A 22,488-nucleotide genomic window follows, 5' to 3' on the forward strand; every position below is an offset into this window, starting at 1 on the left:
CTGTTATAAATTTTTTAAAGCTTGTTTTATAATGGTTTCAACATTAGCATCGGGTTGAGACATTATAATTTTATCGACAACACGTTCTGCTTGCTTTTTAGTAAAACCAAGGACTTCTAATGCAGTTAACGCTTCATCCTTATTGGTATTGTCTTTAGAAACAGAAACTTCATCAATATCGTAAATCTTTAAAATTTTATCTTTTAAATCAATAATAACACGCTGCGCTGTTTTTGCTCCAATACCTTTAATAGATTGAATTAATGCCACATCGCCAACTGCAATACCTTCTCTTACTTGTTTTGGTGTTAAAGAGGATAACATGGTACGCGCAATACTAGAACCAATGCCACTTACAGAAATAAGTAATCTGAAAATTTCGCGTTCTGCCAAAGATGAAAACCCATAAAGTGTATGAGAGTCTTCTTTAACTTGAAGATGTGTATATAATTTTAATTGTTCTCCATCCGGTATTTGAGAATAGGTATGCAACGAAATGTTGAGTATATAGCCTACTCCGTTACATTCAATAACAACATGTGTTGGATTTTTTTCGGTAAGTTTTCCTTGAATGTGAGTAATCATAAATCCCCTTAATCTTAATCAACCAAATGTAATAAAATTATTTACATTAAATAACGATTAAGCATTCGTCTTTTCTTGCTCCTTCTTTTCTTTATGCTGTGCATCAATTACCGCAATGGCTGTCATGTTTACAATTTCATCAACACTGGCTCCCAATTGTAAAATATGCACTGGTTTACGCATACCCATCATTATTGGGCCAATGGATTGTGCTTCATTGAGTTCTTTTAGTAATTTATAGGTAATATTTGCTGAATCTAAATTTGGAAAAATGAGTGCATTTACTTTTCTTCCGACTAGTTTAGAAAATGGAAATTTTTCGCGAAGCATATCATCATTCAAAGCAAAATCGGTTTGTAACTCGCCATCAACAAGCATATCTGGAAAATGACGATGTAAATACGATACTGCTTCTCGTACTTTAGATGCATTAATATGTTCTGAAGACCCAAAGTTAGAATACGAAGTCATTGCCATAACGGGTTCCATACCAAACATTTTAATAATCCAAGCTGTCATTTGTGCTATTTTGGTTAAATCTTTAGCACTTGGATCGATGTTAATTGAGGTATCACTTAAAAAAAGTGGTCCTCTTTTAGTCATCATAACATTTGTTGTGGCTATTCTTGTGGCTCCTTTTGCCAAACCTATAAGTTCTAACATAGGTTTTACAACCGTTGGGTAATTTCTAGAATACCCAGAAATAAGAGCATCGGCATCACCTTCGTTAACCATCATTGCTGCAAAATAGTTGCGCTCCCGCATTAGTTTTTGAGCTGAATAAAGTGTTACACCTCTTCGTTTACGTTGCTCCCAATATACTTTGGCATACTTATTTTTACGAGAATTTTCTTCTTCGGTTTTAGGATCTATAATTGGCACATCAGCATCAAACTCTATTTCTTTCATTAGGTGTTGAATAGTCTCTTTTCTACCTAGTAAAATAGGAAATGCAATGCCATCCTCATAAGCTATTTGCGCTGCTTTTAGAACAGCTAATTGATCGGCTTCGGCAAAAACAACACGCTTTGGATTTAGTTTAGCTCTGTTGAGTAATAGTCTGACTAATTTATTATCTGAACCCAAACGTTCTCTAAGATTATCTTTGTATTTTTCCCAATCGGTAATTGGTTCTTTAGCAATACCGCTTTCCATAGCTGCCTTTGCAACAGCTGGTGGAACCTCAGCAATTAAACGCGGATCGAATGGTTTAGGAATAATATAATCTTTACCAAAAGTTAGTCGTGTTTCTCCATAAGCAATATTAACTTGTTCTGGCACGGGTTCCTTGGCTAATCTGGCAAGTGCTTTAACAGCAGCCATTTTCATTGCTTCGTTAATTTTTGTGGCGCGCACATCTAGCGCCCCTCTAAATATAAACGGAAAGCCTAATACGTTATTAACTTGATTAGGGTGATCGCTTCTGCCAGTTGCCATAATAATATCTTTACGTGTAGCAACAGCAATATCGTATTTTATTTCTGGATCTGGGTTAGCCATGGCAAATACAATAGGATTTTTTGCCATGCTTAAAAGCATTTCTGGAGTTACAATATCTGGCATTGATAAACCAATAAAAACATCAGCGTTTTTCATGGCTTCATCTAATGTGTCTATTTTTCTATGCGTTGAAAATTCTGCTTTTTCTTTAGATAAATTTTCTCGGTCATTTCTAATAACACCTTTACTATCAAGCATAACCATGTTTTCGCGTTTAGCTCCAAAAGCTTGATATAATCTTGAACACGAAATGGCTGCAGCTCCAGCTCCGCTTATTACAATTTTTGTTTCCTCAATTTTTCTTTTGGTGAGCTCTAAAGCATTAATTAGTGCTGCTGCAGAAATTATTGCAGTTCCATGTTGGTCGTCGTGCATCACAGGAATATCTAATTCTTCCTTTAAGCGGCGTTCTATTTCAAAAGCTTCAGGAGCTTTTATATCTTCTAAATTAATGCCTCCAAAAGTGGGTGCAATATTTTTAACGGTCTCTATAAATTTGTCAACGTTTTCAGTATCAACTTCAATATCAAAAACATCAATATCAGCAAAAATTTTAAACAACAAACCTTTTCCTTCCATAACAGGTTTAGAGGCTTCTGGACCAATGTTGCCTAAACCTAAAACTGCTGTTCCGTTAGATATTACGGCTACTAAATTACCTTTGGCTGTATACTTATACGCGTTATTTTTATCTTTTTCAATTTCTAAGCAGGGTTCTGCTACACCAGGTGAATAGGCTAATGACAAATCTCTTTGACTCGCATACTTTTTAGTTGGAACAACTTTTATTTTTCCTGGAGTTGGTTTTGCGTGATATATAAGGGCTTCTCTTCGTTTGCTTTCTTCGCTCATAATGTAGTTAATTAACTAATTTGCAAATATAATAATCCTATCAACGAAACAACTAATCTTTTAAAAAACTAATATTTCTTTTTAAGCCAGAAAACTTAGTGCGCTTTACAGCAGATTTTTTAAATACTTTTTTAAACGTGTCTTCTGTTATTTCTTCCCAGTCTTTTTTAGTCATTGAAAGTAAATCTGGATGAGGACTAAAAAGGGGCTCATTATGTGGTTTGCTAAATTTATTCCATGGACAAACATCTTGACAAACATCGCAACCAAACATCCAATCGTCAAACTGTCCTTTAAATTCTGTAGGGATGTTTTCTTTTAATTCTATGGTAAAATAAGATATGCATTTGCTCCCATCTACCAAATATGGTTCAGTTATGGCTTCTGTAGGGCAAGCATCAATACAGGCAGTACACGTGCCGCAATGGTCGGTAACTGGAGTATCATAATCTAATTCTAAATCAATTATTAATTCTGCTATAAAATAAAATGAGCCTACTTGTTGGGTTAGTAAATTACTGTGTTTACCAATCCAACCTAAACCAGATTTTGCAGCCCAAGCTTTATCGAGAACTGGTGCTGAATCTACAAAAGCACGTCCATTTACTTCGCCAATTTCATCTTGAATAAAGTTTAAAAGTGATTTTAATTTGTCTTTTATTACAAAATGATAATCGGTACCAAAGGCATATTTAGATAGCTTAAAGGTATTTTTAGTTTGAGTTACTTCGGGATAATAATTTAATAATAACGACACGACACTTTTCGAGTCTTCAACAAGTTTTGTTGGGTCTAAGCGTTTATCAAAATGGTTTTCCATGTACTGCATTTCTCCATGCATATTGTTATTTAACCATTTTTCTAATCGCGGTGCTTCTTCTTCTAAAAACTGCGCTTTGCTAATACCACAAGACAAAAAACCGAGGCGTTTAGCTTCGGTTTTTATGAGTTTTGAGTAATTTAATTTGTTCACTTTGTTTATTAAAACATCTAAACTACAATTTTGTTTTTAAAATTAATTTAAATGAATCCTAAATCTTTTTGCGATTGTGAATCTGCATTTGGGAAACAATTGCCAGAAGGTAACTTTTCTGGTACATATCGTGTTAAATTATCGTCGTATAAAGATCTTTCAATAAATAGAGTTAAAAAATCTACTTCACTTTCTGTTAAATTAAGAGGCGTAAACATTGAAGACAGCTTTTCTGATGGCACCTCTACATTTTCATGTACCGCTGCATTTTTATAACTAATAATATCCTTTACACTTTTAAAGCTTCCACCATGGCCATAAAAACCTACCCCTTTTAAGTTGTATAATTGTGGCGTTTTAAATTTGTAATCATCGTTACTGTTCCCTGTAAATCCGCCTCGTCCTTTTTTTGTTGCTTCATCAACTACTGTTAATACGTTTTCACCTACCAAATCATTCATTCCCAATGCATGAAAACTCATACCATTTAAACCTGGTCCAGAATGGCATGTATAGCATTTACCTTTATCAAAAAATAATGTTGCGCCTTGTAACTCTTCATTGCTCATGGCTTGCTCTTCGCCTTTAAGCCATTTTTGAAATGGTGCTTGGTTTGGAAGCAATGTACGCTCGTAAGCTGCAATTGCCAAACCAGCATTTAACTTAGAGTAGCGGTCGCTTTCATCGACATTAGGATAGGCTTCATCAAACATTATTTTATAAGATGAGTTTTTTATAAAATCTTCATCAATAACCAATCTATGTACATCTAATCCAGCAATGGCTTGAGTTTCCACACCTTCAAAACCTAATGTGTTAGATTCTTTTGGAGTTCCAATTGTCCAACTTACTTCAGTTCCTGAGTTGGTTCCTGTAGCACCAAACTGCCCATTCCATAACATTACATCTTGATAGGCTACATTTAATACACTTGGGCTTCTAATGGGTTGTACATCTAAATTTTCCTCCATATAGTTTGAAGATTTAATGCGTCCTTCGCCAAACGAACCAAAACCAAAACCACCTTCACCAATGCCTTGTAAAATGCCACTTTGGAATCCCGCAGCTACATGATGACAACTTGCACATGAATAGGTGCTCATGCCTTCAGGTTGCTTAGGGTTTAAACCTAATCCTGTTTCATGATAAAGCAATTTACCTAGGGCTACTTTAGCATCAGTTATAGGGTTATTAACATCATTAGGAATTGCTAAGTAATCATTTGAGGCTGGAAGAATTAATGCATCTTTAGAACCGTATAATTCAAGAATTTTCTTTTCTAAGTTGTTTTGAAGTGTGATGTCTACATAATCATCATTATCTGTAGCACAAGAAAAAAACAGAGTTGCTATACAAATAGCAAGCAGGTTACATACTCGTAGGTTTTTCATTATAAATGGGGTTATTACGTTTTAAGTTTCAAACATAACAACACTACAAAAAACCTTACAACTTTTTTGTTAAATTAAACGAATTATTAGTTAATCTGTTAAAAGGTTTTATTTGTTCGATAAATTACTTTAGGTAAAATTATCGTTAAATACTAAAACAACCCACCTTGAACAGACCCTTTAATTTTACCTAAATGTTTATACGCTTGTTCGGTTACTTCTCGACCGCGTGGAGTACGCATAATAAATCCTTGTTGTATTAAAAAGGGCTCGTAAACCTCCTCAATAGTTTCAGGGCTTTCGCTTACAGCTGTGGCAATAGTTGATATTCCTACTGGTCCACCTTTAAATTTTTCGATAATCGTTGACAAAATCTTATTATCCATTTCATCCAATCCATGCGCATCCACATTTAGAGCTTCTAGGGCGTATTTTGCTATTTTAATATCAATACTTCCATTACCTTTAATTTGTGCAAAATCTCGAACACGACGTAATAAAGCATTGGCAATTCTTGGTGTGCCCCGACTTCGTCCTGCAATTTCTATAGCTGCTTCCATAGTAATAGGCACATCTAAAATAGTTGCACTACGCTGCACAATAGTCGTTAGTAAATCTGTTTTATAATATTGTAATCTACTTTGAATTCCAAAACGTGCTCGCATTGGTGAGGTTAATAAACCTGAACGTGTTGTTGCACCAACCAATGTAAACGGGTTTAGATTGATTTGGACCGTTCTTGCATTAGGTCCTGTTTCAATCATAATATCGATTTTGTAATCCTCCATTGCAGAGTACAAGTACTCTTCAACTATAGGGCTTAATCGATGAATTTCATCAATAAATAACACATCGCGCTCTTCAAGGTTTGTAAGTAATCCTGCTAAATCTCCTGGTTTATCTAAAACAGGACCAGAAGTTACTTTAATACCAACACTTAGCTCATTTGCTAAAATATGCGCCAATGTGGTTTTACCTAATCCTGGTGGCCCATGAAATAAGGTATGGTCTAAAGCTTCGGTGCGTAAGTTTGCTGCTTGAACAAAAATTTGAAGATTTTCCAAAACTTGATCCTGACCCGTAAAATCATCAAATGACAAGGGTCTTAATTTTTTTTCTACATCTAATTCTTCAGGTGAAAAATGCTCGTCTGTTGGATCTAAGTTTTCGTTCATATCTACTTCCTGTAAAAACAGAAATTTCATTTTTGTTTCAAACTCTCTATAAAAAAGTGGATTCCTGCCTTTGCAGGAATGACAAAAATACTGAAACAAATTCAGCATAAGCAAATATAAACAAAAAGCCTTTCCAATTCAGAAAGGCTTTATCAAAATAATTTGGTTGGTTAATATATTAGGTTTTGGTTTTTATTATAAGATTCCTGCCATCGCAGGAATGACAGATTAATTTAGAATTGTAAATTCACAGCGTCTGTTTATATCATATTCCTCATCTTCACAAATACCTTCTTTAATACATTTATTTAACGGTTGCATTTCGCCATAACCAATACTTTTTAATCGGTTTCTTTCAATACCCTGGCTTACTAAATATTCTAAAGTTGATGCTGCTCTACGTTTAGATAAGTCTAAGTTATATTGGTCTGGACCACGAGCATCTGTATGTGCCGATACTTCTACTTCCATAGATGGATATTTCTTCATTAAATCGACTAAAACATTTAAAGTTACTGCTGCATCTTCACGAATATCAGATTTATCAAAATCGAAATAAATTTTATCCAATTGTACTTGCACATCGCCTTTTTCATTTTCTTTTACACGTTCCTCAGCATCTGCAAAAGACTCTAAATTTAAGTAAATATTGTGCTGTATTTTTCCTTTACTGTCTGTTGAAAACTCAACATCTTGAGGTATGTAAGCTTTACGTGTTCCGCGAACTTTATACTTTTTATTTGGTTCTATTTTAAAAATATAATAAGCATCATTACCAACTAGAGTATCTTGAATTACAGTATTCGATTCATCAAATAAAGTAACTAAAGAACCAGCTAACAATTCTTTGCTATTTAAATCTTGAACAATTCCTTCTACTTGGTATTTGGTTAGTGGGTTTTCTTCTCTAGCAAAGCCAAACAACCTATCATAACCTGTACGGTTTGACGACACATAACCCCTATTGTTTTTTTCTCTAACTACATAAGCAAAATCGTCTAAATTACTATTTATGGAGCCTCCTAAATTTACTGGCTTATCAAAATTGCCATTTACAATGTTGCTTCTAAATACATCTAAACCACCATAACCTTGATGACCAATTGATGAGAAATACAAAACATTATATTCACTTATAAACGGAAACTGCTCTCTGTGTTTTGTGTTGATTTTGTCTCCTAAATTTTCTGGTTCTCCATAAGTTCCATCATCGTTTATAACAACTTTATAAATATCAAAACTACCTAAAGTCCCGGGCATATCACTGGCAAAATACAGTGTTTTTTCGTCTTTACTTAGCGCTGGGTGTTCGGTACTGTATGTATTTGATGTAAATGGAAGTGCTTTAACATTCGTCCAAACACCATCAACTAATTCCGCTTTATAAATTTTAATATGTGCTATGTGCTCATCGTCTGTTTTTTTGCGCGTAGTATTGGTTCTATTAAAATACATGGTTTTACCATCTTTGGTAAATACGGCACTACTTTCGTGCGAATTTGTATTGATAGCATCTGAAAATGGTTCAACATTTTCAAGCACATTATCATTGGTTAAAGTGGCGCTATATAAATCTAAATACGGTAACTCATTCCACGAATACGACGGATTTTCAGTGTTTCTTGCCGATGCAAAAGCCACTTTGTTTTCACCATAAAACGACAACCCAAAATCACTACTAGAATTTTTATTCTCAATTTGTTTTAATTCAAAAGTATGTGGTGTGGTTTTATCAGTTTCCACAATAAACGCAGGTGTATTAATAGTTTTATTATAATATCTGGTTAAATGTTTATCAGCTTCTTTATATTCTTTTACGCCTTTTAAGGCTTGTGCAAAACGGAAGTGATATTCAATATCAATCGAGTCGCTATATTCAATAAACAACTCTCTGTAAGTTTTAATGGCTTTTTGAAGACTGGCGTTATAATAATAACTATCGGCCAAATTTTGAAGTACTTCTTGAGTACGCTCTTTGGTTTCGTATGCTTCAGCAGCTTGTGTATACGAACGCATTTCGAAAAGTTTATTAACGCGTTTTAAATTTTTCTTTTGTGCAAATGCCATTCCACTAACTAATAAAAGGCTTGCAAGTATGTATATATGTTTTTTCATAATTGTAGTCATTTAATTTTAGAAGAATCTTGGTGAACGGTCGTAACCTTTTTTGAAGCCGAATAAATCGACATCAAATAAAATGAATATTTCGTGCGACCCAGAATTGAAACTTCCTAAGTTGGAGGTTGTATAATCATAAGAATAACCTATTCTTAAATCTGGACTGATTCTAAAGTTAACTAGTGCGCTTACAGCATCTCCTAATCGGTAGCCTAAACCAGCTTCTAATTTTTCATTAATCAAAACATTTGCTGTAACATCTAATGCTAAAGGTGCGCCTGAAACTGCTTTTGCCATAAATGCAGGTTTTAGTTTTAGTTTCTCATTAATATCAAAAACATAACCTCCTGTAAAGAAATAATGTACACTTTGAACACCTGTAGCTTTAACACCATTTTCAGTTTCAATATGTTTAGTTGTTAACATGTTAGGTGCCGATAAACCTAAGTAATAATTATCGGTAAACAAGAAAGCACCAATACCCAAATTCGGGAATGCTTTAGTAATATTTTCATTAAATGCTACATCGGTAGTTTGGTTACCAGACTGCAGTATAAATCCATCAAAAGTGGCATCAAAAAATGTGAATCCAGCTTTTAAACCTAATGATAGTTTACTTTCTAAACCAACAGGCAAAACATATGCAAAATCTGCAAATATGTTATTTTCATTAACAACATCACCAATGTTATCATTTGTAAAAGAAATTCCCATCTCTATTTTATCGTTTATAGGAGTGTGCGCAAAAAAGCTTCCTGTTTTTGGTGCGCCTTCTAAACCTACCCATTGGGTTCTGTAATGCCCGCCTAAATTTAATATGTCTTCGTTGGCAGTTGCGTAAGCGGGATTAATTACACTCATGTTATACATATATTGAGTGAATTGAGGGTCTTGTTGTGCGTTGCTTTGAAAGGACAAAACCAATATACTTAACAAAGCAGCTATTTTATGATATATATTTAAATGTTTCATGTGTCTTAAATTTTGCTTTATCTATAAATTATCTGCTTAAGTATAAGCGTCCTTGTTTCGGTTTATTGGTTCCATCATTAAAATTGAAAATGTAGAAATACACACCAACTGGTAAATCATTACTTCCTAAAGAAGATTGATTAGATTTTCCGTTAAATCTTGGGGTATTTGCATTTCCTTTATAGACAATATTTCCGTTACGGTTAAATATTTCTATTTCAAAATTCGGATATAGAATTCCTAAATTGTCCATGTCGAAGGTGTCATTAACACCATCTCCGTTTGGTGAAAACCCGTCTGGAATTACCAAATCGCCACACGAGGTTAAATCTGGTGTTACAGATAATCGTACACTACTTTCGCATCCTGTTACTAAATCAACTAAAACGGCATAATATATAGTTCCATTAGTTAATAAACTACTTTCTGAAACTACAGAACCACCAACATCTGCATCATACCAAACAACACTGTGTGATGATGAATTAAAATTGATATTTGATGTTAATTCACTAATCATAGGATTATCGTTAATACATAGCTCTTGATTTGAAGCTATTAACGTTGGTGTTGGTGTATCGTTAACTGTTACTGTTACTGATACACTTGTTGAAGACTCACAACCCGAACTATTGGTTTGCGTTGCATAATAATCTTCGCCATCAACTAAACTATCCGTTGCATTTGCCACAATAGTTAAGGCAGCATCGTCGTACCAATTTATTGTTCCAGATGAACTAATAGTACTATCTAAATCTGCTACAGTTGGGTTATCAACTAAACAGAATTCAGGTGTAGCATCGGTTACCGTTGGTGTTGGTGTATCGTCAATTGTAACTGTTATTTGAGCTGTTGAATCTGTTGTACATGGTGAAACCGCTGCAACCGTATATGTGTAAACTGCTGCTGTATCAACATTTGGGTCAAATTCACCTGTTCCACTAGCTAAGGTGGGCGACCATGTTCCTCCACTTTGAGCTGAACTTCCTAATGAGAGGAATAAATCGGTAACTCCATCTATTACACAAATTGTAATGGAACTATCTGTACCTGCATTTGGTGCTTGCTCAACTGAAACCACAACCTCACTTGAAAATGTGCCACAACCATTAGATAATGAATAGGTATATGTTCCAGGAGCATCAATTAATGGATCGAAAACTCCAGTGCCACTATTTAAAGCTGGCGACCATGTTCCTCCTGAATCTGCACTACCAATTAATGTAAATAAATCGGTTGTTCCATTATTGCTACAAACATCTAAAGTATTATCTGTTCCTGCGTTTAATGGTTCTTCTATGGTAACTGTAATAACTGTGCTCTCATCTACACATGGCGATGACCCTGCAACAAAATATGTAAATTGATACGTGCCTGCTGCAATTCCTGTAGCATCAAAACTATTTCCAGATAATGCTCCTGTAGCATCTGTATCTTGCCAAACACCACCAGAATCTTGTGTACCATCTAAACCTGTATCTAAATCTATGTTGCTATTATCGTTACAAGCTAAAATTGCTGTTGTATTTGGATTACCCGCATTTGGCGATTGATAAATTGTAACTGAAACTGCTGTTCTTACTGAAGATTCACAACCTGTTGTTACATCAGTTTGAGTTGCATAATAGGTTTGTCCATCAATTAAAGCGGTTGTTCCTGCTAAAACTGAACCACCATTCATAACATCATACCATTGAATAGAGTTTCCAGTAGCAGCTAAATCTAAAACTGTTGCTGTATCACAAAATTCTTGTGGCGATGTTGCTGATGGTGGCGGTGTATCGTTAATAATAATACTAACCGTAACATTAACATCATCGCAACCTCCAATAGCATCAACATCATAAGTAAAGTTATAAGTACCTTGCGTTAACCCATCAAGGGCTACCGTATTTCCACTTAATGCTCCAGAAGCATCGTCATCATTCCAAGTTCCTGTATGGTCTTCTCCAGTTAGTAAATCAAATAAATTATAGGTTTGACCTGTTGTAATATCTGCTAAACAAAATTCAACTGGTGTATTTGGTGTTCCAGATTCTGGTGCATCTTCAATTGTTACAATAACTGTTGAACTATTTGTACATCCGTTTATGTCTGTAATACTATAAGTGAAGTTATATGAACCAATAGCTAAACTTGTTAAATCAACATCACTTCCTGTTAAAGCTCCTGATACATCATCGTCTGTCCATGTACCACCTGAATCTTCTCCTGCCAATTGCCCAAACAAATCTAAAGGCGAGTTTGCCACCAAGTCATTTTCACAGAAAACTGCTGCTGTTGTAGTGCCTGTATTTGGTAACGGATTGATAATAACGCTTACTGTTACATTTACATCATCACAACCTCCAATGGCATCAACATCAAATGTAAAACTATAAGTTGCTGGTGTTAACCCAGATAAATCAACTGTATTTCCTGTTAATGTTCCTGTAGCATCATCGTCGTTCCAAGTTCCTGTTTGGTCTTCTCCACTTAACAAATCGAATAAATTATAACTTACTGGTGCTAATGCTTCACAAAACTCTGCTGGTGCATTAACCGTTCCAGATTCTGGTGCATCTTCAATTGTTACAATAACTGTTGAGTTATTTGTACATCCGTTTGCACTTGTAATACTATATGTAAAATTATATGAACCAATAGTTAAAAGTGTTAAATCGACATCACTTCCTGTTAAGGCACCTGTAGTATCATCATCTGCCCATGTGCCACCTGAGTCTTCTCCAGTTAACTGTCCGAACAAATCTAAAGGTGAATTTCCCACTAAGTCATTTTCGCAAAAAACAGCCGTAGTTGGAGTTCCTGTTTCGGGTTGTGGGAATACGATAATTTGAACCGTAACGTCTACATCTGAACATGTTCCTATATCTGGAACTGAATACGTGTAATTATAAGTACCATCTGTTAATGCTGAAATATCAATAGGATTTGTAGCTACTGAGCCCGAAGTGTCAGCTCCAACATACCATGTTCCGTTTGTATCTTGTGTACCATCTAAAAGCGAGAATAAATCAAATGGTGAGTTTGCTCCAACATTTTCTTCACAAACTTCAAAAGGAGCTAAAGCATTTCCAGACTCTGGAGCGGGTTCAATAGTTATTGAAATCGTTTCTGAATCTTCACAAGTTCCGTTTGAAATGGTATAGGTAAATAGATATGGGCTCCCAGAAACTGTAAACCCAGTAATATCTATTGAATTTGAAACGGTATTATTTCCTGAATCAGTCCAAGTTCCACTGTTGTTATCTTGAGAACCGTCTAAAGCATCAAATAAATTAAAGGGTGAATTTGCTACTAAATCATTTTCACAAAATATTTGATTAACTGCGTTTCCTGCTTCTGGATCTTGTAACACTTCTACCTGAACTGTTGTCGATTCTTCAGGACATGGGTTAGGCAATAAGTTTTGCGTATATGTAAAATTGTAAGTTCCAGGTGTTAAGCTTGTTAAATCTATTGGAGAACTAACCGCAGGATCTGTGCTTAAAGTTCCTTGTGTCCATTGCCCACCTGGGTCTTCATTATCTAATAAAGTTGATAAATCGAAAGCAGCTGGTAAATCTTTTTCGCAAAAAGTTGCTGGATTAATGACCGCAACAGTACCCGAACTTAATGTTTCATTTATAGTAATAACTACATTAGCTGTACTTTCTGGACATGTACCATTACTTGGGACAGTATAAGTAAATGTATATACTCCTGGTGTTGTTAAGGAAGAGATGCTAACTGTTCCTTGAAAACCATTACTTGTAGATAAAGGACCTGTCCACACTCCATTTGTATCAGGTGTTCCTGCCAATTCATCAAATAAGTTAAAATCACTTGATGGAATATTATCATCGCAATACTCTAAACTACCTGAAGTACCAGGATTATTAGGAATATCTATTATTACTGTTACAGGAATTGCATTACTATCGCAAAACAATTCTTCAATTTGAACATAATACGTTGCCCCATCAATTAATGCTGTGCTAGCCGATAAAGCTGGTGGAATTGGTTCTCCTGAACCGTTTATATTTTGATACCATGCAAACGTTGCAGTAGTTCCAGAGTCTAAATCTGCAATAGTTGGATTAGTCTCTGAACAAAACAATTGTGGTGTTGGTGGCGTTGGATCTGTTGGCGCACTAAAAACGCCTACTTGTCCTATTTCTATTTGACTTCTACAACCTGTATTATCTTCAAATATAATGTAGTATATTGAAGCGCCTACAGGCAAAAGATCTGTTGAGTTAGCTAAACTAAGCAACTCAAAATCATTATAAACTTCTACTAAACCTCCTGATGGAATACCTAATATTAAAACATCGTCAATGTAAGTTTGTATAGTTGCATTCTCATTACTACAATAAATACGATCAAGATTTTGATTAGATGCATCAACTTGAAAATCTATTGTTATAGACTGCCTTGGTGCTGGACAACTTCCAGAGATATTATCAATATAATAAATGCCTTCAGCAACTAATTCATTATCATTAAATGCGCTACCTCCTGAATCTGCATCGTACCATACAATACCATCTCCTGTATCAGTTGCATAATCTGCACTTAAGTCTGCAAAAGTATAACCTGATGCATCACAAATTGCTGTTGGTGTAGGATTGGTAATTGTTGGACACTGCGCATTTACAGAATGAAGTGTCCAAAGAAATACCATAATAAAGGCAACAAAACTTTTTGCACACCATAAAAGGGATTTTGTCTTCATAGATTTGGTTGATTTGTTAATTATTAATAGCAATAACTTTCAATAAGATATTAATCAAAAGCATTAAAATATCTTAATCAAAATCATTTTATGAGTGCAATTTAACTAATTTTTTTGTATTTCGTCGATTTTTTTGTATTTAATCGTGTTTTTTATCTGTTTGTCGACAAATAGAATAGTATAATAAGACTGTTGCAAAACCCTTTTAGATAAATTTGATTTAAAAGCTAAAACCATTACCCACCAAGTTTATTTTAAAGCGCAATTGTTTTTACCATTTGCCAACCAAAATATACCGCTTAAAACTTTAAATAATGATTGTGTGGTTGGGTTTTATATAAACAAAAACCAATTTAGCGATTGTAAGTTTTACATACCTAATAAAAAAGATTGGTTAATTACACCTCATGCATAATGTAGAATGGTTAAACTTTAATTTGTTTTCTTATATAGCGCAACATTACTTTGATGAAAAATATTCGTCATTAATTTGGGTAAAATTAAAAAATGAGGTAATTAAAAAAGTGTTTTTGGTTTGGTGGTGAAATCTTGAATTTATGAGAAAAAAAATTACAAATTTATGTGGTGTTAGATTTATAACATATTAGCAGATAGTTTATATCCAATCAACATTGGAAAACATTTCAAACAACTTTTTTGAATTCAACATCATCATAGGAACCTGACAATGGATAATTATCAATTATTAGCTTACAGTTTTTTGACAACTTTCTCGAAAAAGACCTAATTGCAGTATTTGGGCTTTCATTTTGAATTTAATTAAAAAATTGAACAAGTTTTAAGAAAGTAATAACTGAAAAAAACAATTAGCAAGTACACCTGCGTTAGGAATTGAGCGGTATGTTTGAAATCCCCGACGAAGGAGGGGATGAGTAGTGAAAGCCCGACCCAACCTTAGAAGGGTAACGCTATAATAAGTTTGAGATTTATTTTTAAAAAGGAATTCTTAACTTTCGGGAGCCAATTCTACTTCTAAGCCTTCCATTTCTGGAGTCATTTGTATTTGGCAACCTAAACGACTATTGTTTTTAACATCGAAAGCTTCAGAGAGCATCGCTTCTTCATCGTCTGTCATTTCTGGAAGTTCGTGATTAGAATTTACATAACATTGGCACGAAGCACACATTGCCATACCGCCACAAACGCCAATAGTACCTTCTGGCGCAAGCTCGTAAGACCTTACTACTTCCATAAGATTCATGGCCATATCTGTTGGCGCAACAACCTCGTGCGTTACACCATCTCTATCTGTTATTTTTATATTAATATCTTCCATAATTGATTTTTACACGTCGCAAAGAAGTGCATCAGATTTCATGCCGCAAATTTAATTGTTTTGAATTATTTTTAGGTAAGATTATCCTATTATTTTAGTAGGGATTAAAAATTTATAAAAGAACTAAGCTTCAATATTTACTACTTGTTGTATTTGAGGCGCATATTTTTTAATGGTCATTTCTACACCAGATTTAAGTGTCATTTGATTAACACTGCAACCTACACAAGCGCCTTGTAATTGCACCTTTACCAAAGTATTATCTTCTTCTATAGACAACAACGAGATATCGCCGCCATCACTTTGTAAAAACGGACGAATTTCTTCTAATGCTTTTTCTACATTTAACTTAAGTTCTTCTGTTGTCATAAATCTATTTTTTAACTGCTGAACATCCAGCCATTGTTGTAATTTTTATAGCTTCGGTTGGTGGTAAATCGTCATTTCGTCGCACCACTTCTTTAACTACATTTTGAGTTAATTTTTCAAAGGCTTCCTCTAATGGCGTTGCCGTTTGTAATGCTGCTGGACGACCAACATCGCCTGCTTCTCTTATACTTTGTACCAACGGTAACGCTCCTAAAAATGGCACTTTTAAATCTTCCGAAAGGTTTTTTGCACCTTCTTTACCAAAAATAAAATATTTATTATCTGGCAATTCTGCTGGTGTAAAATAAGCCATATTTTCAATAATACCTAAAACGGGTACATTTATACTGTCTTGTTGAAACATCGCGACTCCTTTTTTAGCGTCTGCCAATGCCACATTTTGCGGTGTACTAACAACAACTGCTCCAGTTATTGGAAGCGATTGCATGATACTTAAATGAATATCGCCAGTTCCTGGTGGCAAGTCTATTAACATAAAATCGAGTTCACCCCAATGTGCATCAAAAATCATTTGATTTAAGGCTTTTGCTGCCATAGGCCCTCGCCAAACTACAGCTTGATCGGGTTTTGTAAAAAAACCAATTGAGAGCACTTTTACGTCATGATTTTCAACAGGTCTCATTTTAGATTTCCCTTCAATATTTACAGCTACTGGACGCTCGTTTTCAACATCAAACATAATAGGAATTGATGGTCCGTAAATGTCGGCATCTAAAACACCAACCTTAAAGCCCATTTTAGCTAAAGTTACCGCTAAATTTGCTGTAACTGTAGATTTACCAACACCTCCTTTACCAGATGCTACGGCTATTATATTTTGGATTCCAGGAATAGGATTACCTTTTATTACATTAGCTTTTGGTTTTACAGGAGCTTCAACTTTTACATTTACTGTAATTTTAGCCTTCTCATAAACTTGCTCATGAATGGTTTTAAGGATATCTACCTCAACACGTTTTTTTGCTTGTAAACTTGGGTTTGTAATGGTAATATCTACTACAACTTCATCACCAAAAGTAATGACATTTTTTACAGCTTTACTCTCAACCATATTCATACCTTCTCCTGGAACAGTAATAGATTCGAGTGCTCTTAATATATCTTGTTTATTTAACTTCACAATTCTTAATTTAGATTTATTCTAAAGTACAAATATAATTAATAAAGCCATAAGTTTAAAGTCTAAAACTTGAAGTTTTTTAATAATGCTATTATTGAAATTTATGATTTAAAAATTTACTATTATTTGTAATTTTTTTAAAAGATATAAGACATGATTATAATTCCTTTGAAGGATCCCAATATACACTTTCAAGGTTTTGGATTTGGTTTTCAACAACCTCAATACCTTCGCTTTCTAAAAGTTGTTGCATTAAATTAGTGCCATCAAAATGATGCTTACCAGTTAATAAACCTTTTCGGTTTACAACTCGATGCGCTGGCACATCTTTTCCACTAGAACCATTCATCGCATAACCAACCATACGCGCACTTCTGGCAGCTCCTAAGTACTTTGCAATAGCTCCGTAACTAGTTACTTTTCCATAAGGAATTAATCGAGCTACTTGGTAAACTTTATCAAAGAAATTTAAAGTCTCTAGTTTCATGTGTTTATATTTATTGTTATTCAACGGTCACATGTAACATCCTAAATAATCATTTGGTTGTGTGATTAAATATTAATCATGGATGTTTCATTCTTAAAACTCTTTGATAATGTTTATTAGAGTAACTATTGAAATAATTCCTGTGATACCGCCTATAATACGATTCATGTTTTTTTGAGTAGTAAGTGACTTTTCTTTTATTTTATCGAAAAAGAAAATATACACATACAGCATGACAAAGGTCCCTGAAGCTGCTCCAGCAACATATGATATGATGCTTATTTGATCGAATTTTAACCACCCAAACGATGCCAAAGTTATGGTCATATAAGCTTGATATGGTATAGGAAAAACGTTTATTGAAGATAAAAAAATCCCATGAAAAAAACGACTATGCTTGCTTCTCATTTTTGGTGTTGTTTGTTTTGCTGGTTGGTTTTTGGCTATAAATAAAAAATAAATAGTGATTAAAACAAAAATAACAAATGCAACGCGCTGCAGTATATCTATAACTTCGGGATGATTACTTAAATAACGTGCAAAAATAGTAGCTATATAAGTCTGAACCATTACAATAATACAAACGCCAATAGAAAACACAATACCTCTTGAATGCCCTTCTTTTAAACTTATTTTAGCAGCCGTCATATTTAACAACCCAGGCGGAATAACACCTATTAATGCTATAAATAATCCTAAAAAAAAGATAAAAGTAATATCCACTAACCCTTAATTTTAAACTTAATATACGTAATTGGTTTGTTTTGTTCTAAATATTGCGACTCGTAAAACGTTTGTATGCTTGTAACGTCTTCTGGACTGCCTTCTTGTTTATACACATTATGGTTTGCGTAAAGTACTTCGTGTCCTGCACCATGCAATAGCCCAAGTGTATAACCGTGCATAAATTCGCTATCCGTTTTTAAATTTACTTCGCCTTCTGGTTTTAAAATTTTTTTGTAACGTTCTAAAAATACAGCGTTTGTCATACGGTGTTTAGTACGTTTGTATTTTATTTGCGGGTCTGGAAAGGTTATCCAAATTTCGTCAACTTCATTTTCGGCAAATGCATAATCTATAAGTTCTATTTGAGTACGCAAAAAAGCAACGTTTGAAATTTTTTCTTCAATAGCAGTTTTAGCTCCTCGCCAAAAACGAGCACCCTTTATATCGATACCTATAAAATTTTTATTTGGATGTTTTTGAGCTAATGCTACACTATATTCACCTTTACCACAGCCTAACTCTAAAACTAACGGATTATTATTCTTAAAAAACAATGTTCTCCAGTTGCCTTTTAAATTAAAGTTAGCATTTACCAATTCGTCGCGTTTTGGTTGAAAAACGTTATCAAAGGTTTCGTTTTCTTTAAATCTTTTAAGTTTATTTTTACTTCCCAAAGTGTATTTATTAATTGGCAAAATTAAGCAAATATACAAGAGAGTTTATATGCTTATCTTTGAATTAGCAAAATAACGCTTAATATCGGTATTGGCAACCTACCCAAAGTAAAAAATGAAAAAACGAATATTAGTTGCGCCGTTAAATTGGGGACTTGGGCATGCCACAAGATGCATTCCTATTATTAAAGCATTACTAACTTATGGTTTTGACCCGATTTTAGCTAGCGACGGCAATGCTTTACAGCTTTTACAAAAGGAATTTCCCCATTTAACCTCAATTGAATTGCCATCGTACAGCATTACATATGCAAAAAAGGACAGCCATTTTAAGTTGAAATTATTAATGGGTGCCCCTAAACTTATTAAAACGATTAAAACTGAAAAAAAAATAACTAAAACTATTATTGAAAATAATAACATTATTGGTATTATTTCTGATAATCGATTTGGCGTTTATAGTAAAAAAACACCATCTGTTTATATAACGCATCAACTCAATGTTTTAAGTGGAAGAACTACTTGGCTTAGCACTAAAATACATCAAAAAATTATAAAAAATTTTAATGTTTGCTGGATTCCTGATACTCAAAAGCCTTTTAATTTAAGCGGAAATTTGGGACATACACATTCGTTTAAAATGACTAAAAAATATATTGGTCCATTAAGCAGATTTAAACAGCAAAACTTAAACATTATAAACGATATTTTAGTGATTCTTTCTGGTCCTGAACCACAACGTACTTTTCTTGAAGAAAAACTCTTGGTTGAGTTAAAAAATTATAAAGGAAAAATTGTTTTTGTTAAAGGTGTTATTGAAAAAGACCTGACTGTTAAAGTTATTGATAATATGGCTGTTTACAATTTTATGACTTCTGATTTACTTGAAAAAACCATAAACGAAAGCGAATTAATTATTACCAGATCGGGCTATACAACAGTAATGGATTTAGCTAAGCTTAATAAAAAAGCTTTTTTTATACCTACTCCTAGGCAATTTGAACAAGAGTATTTAGCAAAACGGTTAAGCGATTTAAAATTAGCACCAAGTTGCAGTCAAGAAGGATTTACTTTAGATAAACTTAAAAATATAGATGACTATAACGGTTTAAAGTCTTTTGATTTTGAAGTTGATTTTAAGAATTTATTCAGCCTTTTCGAGCGTGAATGAAAACTCGCTGCCTACACCAAATTCGCTTTCAACATATATTCTTTCTTCGTGAGCTTCAATAATATGCTTAACAATAGACAAGCCTAAGCCTGAACCACCAACGTTTCTATTTCCTGTTTTATCAACTCTAAAAAAGCGTTCAAATAATCTTGGTAAGTGTTTTTTTTCAATGCCTTCACCATTATCAGTTACCCGAATAATAACTTTGTTTTTTATTAAATTTTCTATGCTTACCTCAGTAGTTCCTTTTTCTTTGCCATATTTAATAGAGTTTACAAAAAGGTTTGCTAATACTTGTTGTATCCGTTCTTTATCGGCATTTACTAGAATAGGCTTGGTGTAATCTGTATCAAAGGTTAAGGTAATATTTTTTTTATGAGCTCGCATCTCGAACATATCAAAAACATTATTTACTAGTTCTACAATATCAAATACTTCAAAATTAAGACTTAAATCTCCCAACTCTAGTTTGGTTATCATATCTAAATCTTTTACAATATAACTGAGTCTTTCAACACCTTTGTTAGCTCTTTCTAAATATTTTTTTCTTATATCTTTATTGTCAATAGCACCATCTAAAAGTGTTAAAATATAACCTTGAACTGTGAATAATGGGGTTTTTAATTCGTGTGATATATTACCTAAAAATTCTTTACGGTACTTTTCTCTAACTTTAAGGGTTTCTATTTCTAGTTTTTTATCACGGGCAAACTTATCAATCTCTTTAGTAAGTGTACCCATATCGGTAGTAATAGATCCTCTAGTAAAACTAGTTGACTCTAACAGTGTTAAATCGTCGTATATTTTTTTTACGCGTCTGTATATAAAACGTTCAACTCTTAATTGAATTACAATAAATGAAAACAAGTAACACGTAATTGCAAATGCTAAAATTAAACCCCAATTTATAGTGTAAAAAGTGTATAAAAAAACACCCAATAAGAGCGTTATAAAAAGTGTTATATAGAACGAAGTTTTAATTGCAAAACGGTATGTTCTTTTTAATTTCATTTGTCAAAATTACATTATTTTCCTTTGTCAAATGTAATTCAAGAATAATCTTTTATTTAGATGTTAGTGTGATTTTAAAATTAATCTACAAACTTATATCCAACACCTTTAACAGTTTTAAAACTATCGTCACCTATTTTTTCGCGTAGTTTTCTTATATGTACATCAATGGTTCTGCCTCCAACTATAACTTCATTTCCCCAAACTTTATCAAGAATTTCGTCGCGCTTAAAAACTTTACCTGGTTTTGATGTTAATAATGACAGTAATTCAAACTCCTTTCGAGGTAAAATAATTTCTTTTCCTTTTAAAAGAATTTTATACTCATCTCTGTCGATAACTAAATTGCCTATTTTTTTAACATTACTGTTTTTAGTTTCCTGCTTAAACCTACGCAAAAGCGCTTTAACTTTACTAACTAAAACTTTTGGCTTTATAGGTTTTGTAATATAATCATCGGCTCCAGCATCAAACCCAGCTACTTGAGAATAATCTTCGCCTCTCGCTGTTAAAAAAGTAATAATGGTATCTTTTAATTCGGGGTTGTTCCTAATTATTTCGCATGCTTCAATACCATCCATTTCTGGCATCATAACATCTAAAATAATAAGATGTGGCAACTCTTTTTTTGCCTTTTTTACAGCTTGCATGCCATTTTCGGCAGTTATTATTTGGTAACCTTCGTTAGATAAATTATAACACACAATCTCTAAAATATCGGGCTCATCATCAACTAGTAATATCTTAATATCCTTTTTATTCATTATAAAAAAACAACAACTTTTATCTTTTACACTGGAGTAAAGATAAAACTAATAACCCAACTTTATTATAAATCTAAAAACAAATAACATTAAGGTAACATACAAATTACAGTGAATTAACTTTTCGGTGAAATGATAAAATCTTTAACATAATTTTGGTATAACTTTTGAAGTATTTTATTTAATTTTATACGGTTAAAAGTTTTATATGAAAAAAAACTACTTATTTACTTTTATTTTTACTTTAGTGTTTTTTACAACCCTACAAGGGTTTGCGCAAACAGAGAATTCTAGTTTGCAAGCACAACAAAACATTGAGGGTCTTTCTATTTACCCTAATCCAGTTAACAACGGTAAACAGTACATTTATATTACATCTAAAAATAACTTTAATAAGAAAATTGAAATTTTTAATGCCTTAGGAAAACAAATTTTATCTACATTACTAATAGGTAAAGAATTAAACATAGCAAAACTAAGTACAGGTGTTTACATTTTAAAAATTACCGAAGAGGACATTAGCGAAACACGTAAATTAGTGATAAAGTAAAAATAATTCTATTTA

Annotated in this window: 18 protein-coding genes; 2 read left to right on the forward strand and 16 right to left on the reverse strand. The window is 33.4% G+C overall.

Annotated features, from left to right (window positions below; translation table 11 throughout):
• Positions 1–3: 3 nt before the first annotated feature.
• From ruvA to trmB, 14 genes are all read right to left on the reverse strand, one after another.
• Entirely contained in the window at positions 4–585 is a 582-nt protein-coding gene (ruvA, locus tag L3X37_RS08355; RefSeq protein WP_237239717.1) for a Holliday junction branch migration protein RuvA, read from the reverse strand.
• 57 nt (positions 586–642) lie between these two features.
• Positions 643–2,937 carry an NADP-dependent malic enzyme gene (locus tag L3X37_RS08360; RefSeq protein WP_237239718.1) on the reverse strand — a complete coding sequence of 765 codons (2,295 nt, stop codon included), beginning with the start codon at positions 2,935–2,937 and terminating at the stop codon, positions 643–645.
• A 52-nt stretch (positions 2,938–2,989) separates the two neighbouring features.
• Complete coding sequence (queG, locus tag L3X37_RS08365) at positions 2,990–3,910, reverse strand: tRNA epoxyqueuosine(34) reductase QueG (RefSeq protein WP_237239719.1); 921 nt, start codon at positions 3,908–3,910, stop codon at positions 2,990–2,992.
• Between the two features lie 47 nt (positions 3,911–3,957).
• Entirely contained in the window at positions 3,958–5,301 is a 1,344-nt protein-coding gene (locus tag L3X37_RS08370; protein ID WP_237239720.1) for a cytochrome-c peroxidase, read from the reverse strand.
• Between the two features lie 152 nt (positions 5,302–5,453).
• Entirely contained in the window at positions 5,454–6,476 is a 1,023-nt protein-coding gene (ruvB, locus tag L3X37_RS08375) for a Holliday junction branch migration DNA helicase RuvB (protein WP_237239789.1), read from the reverse strand.
• 228 nt (positions 6,477–6,704) lie between these two features.
• Positions 6,705–8,591 (reverse strand): OmpA family protein, encoded by a 1,887-nt coding sequence (locus tag L3X37_RS08380; RefSeq protein WP_237239721.1) that lies wholly within the window; start codon positions 8,589–8,591, stop codon positions 6,705–6,707.
• 18 nt (positions 8,592–8,609) lie between these two features.
• A complete protein-coding gene (locus L3X37_RS08385) occupies positions 8,610–9,566 on the reverse strand; it encodes a PorP/SprF family type IX secretion system membrane protein (protein WP_237239722.1) in 957 nt (318 codons plus the stop codon).
• A 28-nt stretch (positions 9,567–9,594) separates the two neighbouring features.
• Positions 9,595–14,283 (reverse strand): T9SS type B sorting domain-containing protein, encoded by a 4,689-nt coding sequence (locus tag L3X37_RS08390; protein ID WP_237239723.1) that lies wholly within the window; start codon positions 14,281–14,283, stop codon positions 9,595–9,597.
• A gap of 967 nt (positions 14,284–15,250) precedes the next feature.
• Positions 15,251–15,580 carry a 2Fe-2S iron-sulfur cluster-binding family protein gene (locus L3X37_RS08395; protein ID WP_237239724.1) on the reverse strand — a complete coding sequence of 110 codons (330 nt, stop codon included), beginning with the start codon at positions 15,578–15,580 and terminating at the stop codon, positions 15,251–15,253.
• A gap of 123 nt (positions 15,581–15,703) precedes the next feature.
• On the reverse strand, positions 15,704–15,949 hold the full coding sequence (locus L3X37_RS08400) for a NifU family protein (RefSeq protein WP_237239725.1): 246 nt from the start codon (positions 15,947–15,949) through the stop codon (positions 15,704–15,706).
• A gap of 4 nt (positions 15,950–15,953) precedes the next feature.
• A complete protein-coding gene (locus tag L3X37_RS08405) occupies positions 15,954–17,090 on the reverse strand; it encodes an Mrp/NBP35 family ATP-binding protein (RefSeq protein WP_237239726.1) in 1,137 nt (378 codons plus the stop codon).
• Between the two features lie 157 nt (positions 17,091–17,247).
• Positions 17,248–17,577 carry an MGMT family protein gene (locus tag L3X37_RS08410; protein ID WP_237239727.1) on the reverse strand — a complete coding sequence of 110 codons (330 nt, stop codon included), beginning with the start codon at positions 17,575–17,577 and terminating at the stop codon, positions 17,248–17,250.
• A 93-nt stretch (positions 17,578–17,670) separates the two neighbouring features.
• Positions 17,671–18,300 (reverse strand): LysE family transporter, encoded by a 630-nt coding sequence (locus L3X37_RS08415; RefSeq protein WP_237239728.1) that lies wholly within the window; start codon positions 18,298–18,300, stop codon positions 17,671–17,673.
• Positions 18,300–18,977 (reverse strand): tRNA (guanosine(46)-N7)-methyltransferase TrmB, encoded by a 678-nt coding sequence (trmB, locus tag L3X37_RS08420; protein WP_237239790.1) that lies wholly within the window; start codon positions 18,975–18,977, stop codon positions 18,300–18,302. The genes L3X37_RS08415 and trmB overlap by 1 nt, the downstream gene beginning before the upstream one ends.
• A gap of 115 nt (positions 18,978–19,092) precedes the next feature.
• Between trmB and L3X37_RS08425 the strand changes: the two genes are divergently transcribed.
• Positions 19,093–20,148, forward strand: coding sequence for a glycosyltransferase (locus tag L3X37_RS08425; protein ID WP_237239729.1), 1,056 nt, complete (start codon positions 19,093–19,095; stop codon positions 20,146–20,148).
• Here L3X37_RS08425 and L3X37_RS08430 read toward each other — a convergent pair.
• Both L3X37_RS08430 and L3X37_RS08435 read right to left on the reverse strand, forming a co-directional pair.
• Positions 20,122–21,159 carry a sensor histidine kinase gene (locus tag L3X37_RS08430; RefSeq protein WP_237239730.1) on the reverse strand — a complete coding sequence of 346 codons (1,038 nt, stop codon included), beginning with the start codon at positions 21,157–21,159 and terminating at the stop codon, positions 20,122–20,124. The two genes, L3X37_RS08425 and L3X37_RS08430, sit on opposite strands and share 27 nt — an antisense overlap.
• A gap of 80 nt (positions 21,160–21,239) precedes the next feature.
• Complete coding sequence (locus tag L3X37_RS08435) at positions 21,240–21,923, reverse strand: response regulator transcription factor (protein WP_237239731.1); 684 nt, start codon at positions 21,921–21,923, stop codon at positions 21,240–21,242.
• A 208-nt stretch (positions 21,924–22,131) separates the two neighbouring features.
• Here L3X37_RS08435 and L3X37_RS08440 point away from each other — a divergent pair, with 208 nt between their 5' ends.
• Complete coding sequence (locus L3X37_RS08440; RefSeq protein ID WP_237239732.1) at positions 22,132–22,473, forward strand: T9SS type A sorting domain-containing protein; 342 nt, start codon at positions 22,132–22,134, stop codon at positions 22,471–22,473.
• Positions 22,474–22,488: the final 15 nt, after the last annotated feature.

It is taken from the genome of Wocania arenilitoris (genome assembly GCF_021728535.1).
Taxonomy (GTDB): domain Bacteria; phylum Bacteroidota; class Bacteroidia; order Flavobacteriales; family Flavobacteriaceae; genus Wocania_A; species Wocania_A arenilitoris.

What these genes read in the sequence shown, in the direction of transcription:
- L3X37_RS08410 (WP_237239727.1), bottom strand. Translation starts at nt 17,577, where the DNA reads ATGAAACTAGAGACTTTAAATTTCTTTGATAAAGTTTACCAAGTAGCT.
- L3X37_RS08435 (WP_237239731.1), bottom strand. Translation starts at nt 21,923, where the DNA reads ATGAATAAAAAGGATATTAAGATATTACTAGTTGATGATGAGCCCGAT.
- L3X37_RS08370 (WP_237239720.1), bottom strand. Translation starts at nt 5,301, where the DNA reads ATGAAAAACCTACGAGTATGTAACCTGCTTGCTATTTGTATAGCAACT.
- L3X37_RS08395 (WP_237239724.1), bottom strand. Translation starts at nt 15,580, where the DNA reads ATGGAAGATATTAATATAAAAATAACAGATAGAGATGGTGTAACGCAC.
- L3X37_RS08385 (WP_237239722.1), bottom strand. Translation starts at nt 9,566, where the DNA reads ATGAAACATTTAAATATATATCATAAAATAGCTGCTTTGTTAAGTATA.
- L3X37_RS08440 (WP_237239732.1), top strand. Translation starts at nt 22,132, where the DNA reads ATGAAAAAAAACTACTTATTTACTTTTATTTTTACTTTAGTGTTTTTT.
- L3X37_RS08425 (WP_237239729.1), top strand. Translation starts at nt 19,093, where the DNA reads ATGAAAAAACGAATATTAGTTGCGCCGTTAAATTGGGGACTTGGGCAT.
- ruvA (WP_237239717.1), bottom strand. Translation starts at nt 585, where the DNA reads ATGATTACTCACATTCAAGGAAAACTTACCGAAAAAAATCCAACACAT.
- ruvB (WP_237239789.1), bottom strand. Translation starts at nt 6,476, where the DNA reads ATGAACGAAAACTTAGATCCAACAGACGAGCATTTTTCACCTGAAGAA.
- L3X37_RS08360 (WP_237239718.1), bottom strand. Translation starts at nt 2,937, where the DNA reads ATGAGCGAAGAAAGCAAACGAAGAGAAGCCCTTATATATCACGCAAAA.
- L3X37_RS08430 (WP_237239730.1), bottom strand. Translation starts at nt 21,159, where the DNA reads ATGAAATTAAAAAGAACATACCGTTTTGCAATTAAAACTTCGTTCTAT.
- L3X37_RS08400 (WP_237239725.1), bottom strand. Translation starts at nt 15,949, where the DNA reads ATGACAACAGAAGAACTTAAGTTAAATGTAGAAAAAGCATTAGAAGAA.
- L3X37_RS08390 (WP_237239723.1), bottom strand. Translation starts at nt 14,283, where the DNA reads ATGAAGACAAAATCCCTTTTATGGTGTGCAAAAAGTTTTGTTGCCTTT.
- L3X37_RS08380 (WP_237239721.1), bottom strand. Translation starts at nt 8,591, where the DNA reads ATGAAAAAACATATATACATACTTGCAAGCCTTTTATTAGTTAGTGGA.